This is a genomic window from Candidatus Marinarcus aquaticus, from assembly GCF_004116335.1.
In the GTDB taxonomy this organism is placed as follows: domain Bacteria; phylum Campylobacterota; class Campylobacteria; order Campylobacterales; family Arcobacteraceae; genus Marinarcus; species Marinarcus aquaticus.
In genome coordinates this window covers 238,348-244,936 of the sequence record NZ_PDKN01000004.1, presented here as the reverse complement: position 1 = coordinate 244,936, position 6,589 = coordinate 238,348, and the positions used below count along the sequence as shown (strand labels likewise).

Annotated in this window: 6 protein-coding genes; 5 read left to right on the top strand and 1 reads right to left on the bottom strand. The window is 35.7% G+C overall.

Annotated elements, in window-relative coordinates; all coding sequences use genetic code 11:
• From CRV04_RS07995 to mnmL, 4 genes are all read left to right on the top strand, one after another.
• A partial coding sequence (locus CRV04_RS07995; protein ID WP_164969137.1) for an FAD-dependent oxidoreductase occupies window positions 1-173 on the top strand: 173 nt, incomplete at its 5' end.
• 10 nt (window positions 174-183) lie between these two features.
• Window positions 184-957, top strand: coding sequence for a 4-hydroxy-tetrahydrodipicolinate reductase (gene dapB, locus CRV04_RS07990; RefSeq protein ID WP_128996315.1), 774 nt, complete (start codon window positions 184-186; stop codon window positions 955-957).
• A gap of 10 nt (window positions 958-967) precedes the next feature.
• Window positions 968-2,314 carry an amidophosphoribosyltransferase gene (gene purF, locus CRV04_RS07985; RefSeq protein ID WP_128996314.1) on the top strand — a complete coding sequence of 449 codons (1,347 nt, stop codon included), beginning with the start codon at window positions 968-970 and terminating at the stop codon, window positions 2,312-2,314.
• Window positions 2,315-2,345: 31 nt separating this feature from the next.
• The gene (mnmL, locus tag CRV04_RS07980) at window positions 2,346-3,305 is read left to right on the top strand and encodes a tRNA modification radical SAM protein MnmL/YtqA (RefSeq protein ID WP_128996313.1); all 960 of its coding nucleotides are present in this window, start codon (window positions 2,346-2,348) and stop codon (window positions 3,303-3,305) included.
• Between the two features lie 22 nt (window positions 3,306-3,327).
• On the opposite strand, the gene CRV04_RS07975 is transcribed toward mnmL, so the two are convergent.
• On the bottom strand, window positions 3,328-4,224 hold the full coding sequence (locus CRV04_RS07975) for a LysR family transcriptional regulator (protein WP_128996312.1): 897 nt from the start codon (window positions 4,222-4,224) through the stop codon (window positions 3,328-3,330).
• Between the two features lie 210 nt (window positions 4,225-4,434).
• Between CRV04_RS07975 and CRV04_RS07970 the strand changes: the two genes are divergently transcribed.
• Entirely contained in the window at window positions 4,435-6,483 is a 2,049-nt protein-coding gene (locus CRV04_RS07970; protein WP_128996311.1) for an ATP-dependent helicase, read from the top strand.
• Window positions 6,484-6,589: the final 106 nt, after the last annotated feature.

Sequence of the window (6,589 nt, the reverse complement as noted above, 5' to 3'; positions counted from 1 at the left end):
ATTTGTGTGATGTGAATGAGCAAGGTGAAGTGGTTGTTGATTTACGAATGAAGACATCTGTACCTGGGTTATATGCTGCTGGGGATGTGAGAATTGAAGCTGCGAAACAAGTGGTATGTGCTGCTGCAGATGGGGCTACTGCTGCGGTGGATATTATTGAGTATTTACAATAAGGTTGAATGAATGATTAAAGTAGGAATAGTTGGAAGTACAGGTCGAGTGGGGTCACTCTTAATTGATGATTTAGCAACAGACAGTGAAGCAAAACTCTCTGCATGCCATGTCTATGATGAACTTAAAAAACCTGTACCTGAAGGTACTGTAGTCACCAATGACATGGGAGCTTTATTGGATGCATCCGATGTTATTATTGATTTCAGTGCACCCGTAGCTACAGAAGCATTGTTGACTCAAATTGTTGAAAATGGTGGGAATAAACCTTTAGTGATTGCAACAACAGGATTCAGTAAACATCAACAAAATCTTTTGATTGAAGCGAGTAAAAAAGTACCCATTCTTTATGCAACCAACATGAGTTTAGGTATTGCTGTGTTAAATAAACTGGTATCTTTAGCATCAAAAACACTTAAAGAGTTTGATATAGAGATTGTAGAACAACATCACCGATATAAAGTCGACTCTCCATCAGGGACGGCTTTAACACTTGCAGAGCATGCCGCAAAAGCTCGAGATTTAGACCTTGACAGTGTCAGAGTTTCAGGTCGAGATGGTGATATTGGTGCAAGAACTAAAGATGAAATCGGAGTCATGAGTCTTCGTGGAGGAGATATCGTAGGTCGACACACCGTTGGATTGTATAACGATGGTGAGTTTATTGAACTTCATCACACGGCAACGGCACGAAATACATTCTCAAAAGGTGCAATTAAAGCAGCAAAATGGTTGGTCAATCAAGATGCTGGATTATACTCAATCAATGATTGTTTGGGACTGTAAGGATAAATAAATGTGTGCGATAGTCGGAGTTTATGGAAATGATAATGCAGCGAGAATTGCTTCAATAGCACTTTTTGCAATGCAACACCGAGGTCAAGAAGCGACAGGTATCAGCTCTTCTTGTAATGGAAAAATTCATACAATTAAAAACAGAGGATTGGTTTCTGAAGTTTTTACGGATGAAGCGTTAAAAGTACTTGCAGGGAATATGGCCATCGGTCATAACCGATACTCAACAGCAGGTGGAGACTCTATTTTAGATGCTCAACCCGTGTTTGCTAAGTATAAATTGGGTGAAATCTCTATTGTGCACAATGGAAATTTAATCAACAAAGATGAAGTTCGAAATGACTTGATTGATAAAGGTGCGATCTACCAAACAGGTATGGACACTGAAAACTTGATTCATTTGATTGCAAAAAACTCAAAAGACCGACTCAGAGACAGAATCAAAGAGGCGTTAGAGCGAACCATTGGAGCATACTGCTTTATTGTACAGTCTCGATCTAAACAGTTTGTTATCAGAGATAAATATGGTATTCGACCGCTTTCATTAGGAAAGTTAAATTCTGGTGGTTATATTGTTGCAAGTGAAACATGTGCTTTTGATTTAGTGGATGCTGAATTTATCCGAGATGTACGACCAGGTGAGATGCTTATTTTTGATGAACATAAAGATGAACCTGAATCGATTCAACTCTATGAACCAGAATATCGACCATGTGCATTTGAGTATGTTTACTTTGCACGACCTGACAGTGTGATTGACAATAAAAATGTCTACAGAACACGAGAAAATATGGGACGAACTTTGGCTAAAAATGACCAAAACTCTCCTATTCAAGCGGACATGGTTGTTCCTGTACCTGATTCAGGAGTACCTGCAGCTTTAGGATACTCTGCACAAAGTGGTATTCCATTTGAATATGGAATCATAAGAAACCACTATGTGGGACGAACATTTATTGAACCAACACAAGAGATGAGAAACCTCAAAGTGCGAATGAAACTCTCTCCTATGAAATCATTGATTAAAGGAAAATCTCTTTTAGTCATTGATGACTCTATTGTGCGAGGAACAACCAGTAAACGAATTGTAAAAATGCTTAAAGATGCTGGAGCAAAAGAGGTACACTTTAGAGTTGCCAGTCCAGAGATTAAGTATCCATGTTATTATGGTATTGATACTCCTACACAAGAGGAGTTAATCTCATATAGAATGACCAAAGAAGAGATTTGTAAATACATTGAAGCGGACTCTTTAGAGTATCTAACCGTGGAAGATTTGGTGAATTCTATTGGAAACGACAGAAACTATGCATTAGAGAGCTTCAACGGCGACTATTTTGTAAAGTAAATGAATATAGGGATAAACAATCAATTTAAAAATGCAATTAAAAGAAGTAAATACCGTAGGACGGTATTTTAAAAACAAATTTAAAGAGAAAGTTTATAAAGTACCCATCAGTATCAGTGGATTTACTTGTCCTAATATTGATGGAACCGTGGCTAAAGGTGGCTGTTCTTTTTGTGAGAATGACTCTTTTAGTCCCAATCTTCAAAATAAAAAAAGTAAATTTAAACTCAACCCTAATGTTGAAACCAATCCCTATTTAGAAAATCAACTCAAACAACTGGAACAGCAATTTTTTGCCACAAAAAATCGCTTACAAAAAAAGTTTGGCGTGAAAAAATTCATTGTCTATTTTCAATCCTTTACCAATACCTATGCGCCATTTGATACACTGAAAGCCTTGTATGAAAAAGCACTCAGTTTTGATGATGTTATGGGTCTATCAATTGGTACACGTACGGACTGTGTGACCGATGAAATATTAGACTATTTACAAGAGTTTTCAAAAACAAAAGAGATATGGATTGAGTATGGGGTACAATCTTTTTATGATGAAACTTTGGATTTAATCAATCGAGGCGATACGGCTCAAAACATGCGTTATTGGATACAAAGAAGTAAACAAAAAGGTCTTAAAGTGTGTGCACATTTGATTTATGGTTTGCCAAAAGAGAATCAAGAAATGATGTTACACACTTTAGATGAAACACTCAAACTCAATGTCGATTCGATTAAATTCCACCCTTTATACGTGGTTAAGAATACCCTTTTAACCAATGAGTTTAGAAAAGGGAATTTCACACCTATTAGTGAACAACTCTATATCGATACGGTGGTTGAATCGATTAAGCGTCTGCCAGAACATGTCAATGTACAAAGAGTGACTGCGGGCATTGATGATGACTCATTGCTCTCACCTGCATGGTGCAGAAACAAACATCAACAAATTTTTAATATTAAAAAAGCATTGTTAAAAGAGGGATTAGTCTATTAAAAGGGAAGAAGTTTCCCTTTTATTATTTGATTTTAAGTAGGTAGTCTACAACATTTTCGATAAAGGCGTCGTGTTTTCGGTCTTTTCTATAAGCAATATAGAGTTTTCGATGCATCTTTTGTGTGCCAATACGTGATTCAAAAAGAACCCCTGTTTTGAGCAGGGTATCAATGGCATTTCGTGAAACAATTGAAACCGTTGGAGCCCCCTCTTTAGAAGCATGCAATACTGTTTGTACAATGGTTGTGGCACTGGTAACTTCACTGGTGACATCAAAGGCATCACAGTCTGGAAAGTTTGCTTTTTCCAAGCTCTCTTTAAAAATGGCACGTGTATTTGAATCAGGATTTCGACACACCCATTTATACGATAAAAGATCTTTCGCTTTTGCTCGTGTTGGAAGCTTTTGATTAGAGAAGATAACAATCTCATCGTCCATCCACTCTCTGTAGATAATGTTCTCTTCAGGCACATAGTTCTCAACCAAAGCAATATCGATTTTTTTATCGAGTAAATCTTCAATGGCTTGGCCTGAAACCGTTACATTGATTGAAACATCATTATGGATGTTCTCTTTTAAATCATTTAAGAATCGTGGCAAAATATAGTTCCCAATGATAAATGAGGCACCAAATACAAAGGTGACATCTTTGTTCATGATTTTAAGCAGCTCTTTTTCTGCGTTGGTGACACACTTTTCCAGTTTTAATGCAATAGAGTGAAGCATGGTTCCCTCTTTGGTCAGACGAATACCGTTTTTCTTTCTCTCTAAAATTTTTGTGTCTAAATACTCTTCAATATATTTCATTTGCTGTGTAACAGCGGGTTGAGATATCCCCAGTTTCGCTGAAGCTTTTGAAAAAGATTTTTCTCGAACGACGGTGAGAAACGTCTCTATTTTGGCAAAATCTGTAAGCATATTTTTTACACCTTTAAAATAAGTTATGATTATAATAACATTTATTTATATAGAAGAAAATTAAGCACAACACGATTTAAAAAGTGCAAGTCGTAGAATTTTATATAAATATGATATAATAATTACCAATACCTAACAATTCAATTATAAAATTGCTTTAAAAAAGTGTAAGGTAGCAACTTTCATAAGGGTATCATAGGAGTTTTATTTATGTCGGAACATATTTTATCATCATTAAATGAGTCGCAAAAAGTTGCTGCATCACATATTGATGGATCCCTTCTTATCCTTGCAGGTGCAGGCAGTGGAAAAACAAAAACCATCACCTCTCGACTGGCATATCTTATCTCCATTGGAATTGACCCCGCTTCTATTTTAACCTTGACATTTACTAATAAAGCGGCACGTGAGATGCAACAACGCGCATTTGCAATGATAGAGAATGCTTCTACACAACCTTTGTTGTGTACTTTTCATAAATTTGGTCTGTTGTTTTTAAAATTCCATATGAAAGAGTTGAACCGAAAAGGCAACTTTATTATCATTGACACCGATGATAAAAAACGAATTTTAAAATCAATAGATAAAGAGTTAACCACAGCATTGGTTGCCAGTGAAATCTCTAAATATAAAAACTCAGTACTCTCTCCTGCTGAAGCAAAAGCAAGCGCCCAACTTAAAATGTATCAACAAATTGCCGATGTATATGAAAAGTATGAAAACTATCTCAAAGAGAACAATCTGGTCGATTTTGATGATTTGATTTTACTTCCTTATAAGATTTTGGAACAAAATAAAGAGTTGTGCGATGAAATCAGTCAAAAGTATCAATATATAATGGTCGATGAGTATCAAGACACCAATGAGTTGCAGTATAAATTACTTAAAAAAATCTGTTCAACACACAATAATATTTGTGTGGTTGGGGATGATGATCAATCCATTTATGGTTGGCGTGGTGCGACGATTAAAAATATTTTGAATTTCCCCAATATTTTTGAAAATACCACGGTGATTAAACTGGAGCATAACTATCGTTCAACCGATACAATTTTAAATCATGCGAATCAATTAATCGAACATAACCGTGATCGAATGGGTAAAAAACTTATTGGTACGAAAGATAAAGGCAATTCGATTAAGGTCTATGAATCTCAAGATGAAAATGAAGAGACACGAAAAATTTGTGATGATATTAAAAAACTTATCGATTCTGGTGTGAGTCCTAAAGACATTGCTATTTTATTTAGAGTCAATGCCCTTTCACGTTCACTCGAAGAGGGATTTAATAAAGCAAAAATCAATTACCAACTTGTAGGGGGTATGAAGTTCTATGAACGCGCTGAAATTAAGGATTTGATTGCCTATTTTAGAACGTTGACCAATCGCAATGATAACTTCTCTTTAAAAAGAATTGTCAATAAACCCAAACGGGGAATTGGTAAAACAACCATAGATAAACTTGATGCCCAATCCGTAGAGATGGATAAATCTATTTTTAATATCATTGAGGATGCAACACCTGAAGAGTTAAGTGCCATTGTTGGAAAGAAAAATGCACGTACACTGAAAGTATTTGTGGCATCAATGATGGATTTAGAAGATGTGATGAATGAATCTAAAATGAAGTTCTTAGATGCATTTGAAGATACCTTTGATTTCAGAGCTTCGTTTGATAACTTGCCAGATGGATTTGAACGGCAAGCCAATATCGATGAGTTCTATGGATATATCCGAGACTACTTCATACAAAACCCACATCTGAATTTAGAAGATTTTTTAAATGAGATTGCTTTAGAGAGTGACCAAGATACACTCATGCACGAAAGTGTTTCCATGATGAGTATTCACGCTTCTAAAGGTTTGGAGTACAAACATATTTTTATCATTGGATTAGAAGAGGGATTCTTCCCAATCATTGGTGATGGAAGTGATATTGAAGAAGAACGACGTTTAGGATACGTTGCTATAACAAGAGCGATGGATGAACTTACTTTAAGTTTCGTACATTCACGATTTTATAAAGGAAAAAGAGCGGTACTTTTAAAGAGTCGATTTTTAAGTGAGAGTGGTTTAATCAAAGGATGTTTAACCATTGAAAAACAAAGTGGCTTTAAAAAAGGCGACTTAGTACAGCATAAAATCTTTGGAATGGGACGCGTGCAAAAGAGTGTCAAAGCAGGGAAAGATTATAAACTTTCGATTAATTTTGGAGGCACAAAGAGAGACATCCTCTCTTCCTTTGTAGAGAAAATATAGAAACAGAGCATTATCTTTGATTTATCTCGTCGTTGAAGTTTTAAATTTCATCGTCACTTACTGCAGTAAGCTTCTCATAAATTTAAAACTTCGCCTTGACCTAAGA

What these genes read in the sequence shown, in the direction of transcription:
- dapB (WP_128996315.1), top strand. Translation starts at nt 184, where the DNA reads ATGATTAAAGTAGGAATAGTTGGAAGTACAGGTCGAGTGGGGTCACTC.
- purF (WP_128996314.1), top strand. Translation starts at nt 968, where the DNA reads ATGTGTGCGATAGTCGGAGTTTATGGAAATGATAATGCAGCGAGAATT.
- mnmL (WP_128996313.1), top strand. Translation starts at nt 2,346, where the DNA reads ATGCAATTAAAAGAAGTAAATACCGTAGGACGGTATTTTAAAAACAAA.
- CRV04_RS07975 (WP_128996312.1), bottom strand. Translation starts at nt 4,224, where the DNA reads ATGCTTACAGATTTTGCCAAAATAGAGACGTTTCTCACCGTCGTTCGA.
- CRV04_RS07970 (WP_128996311.1), top strand. Translation starts at nt 4,435, where the DNA reads ATGTCGGAACATATTTTATCATCATTAAATGAGTCGCAAAAAGTTGCT.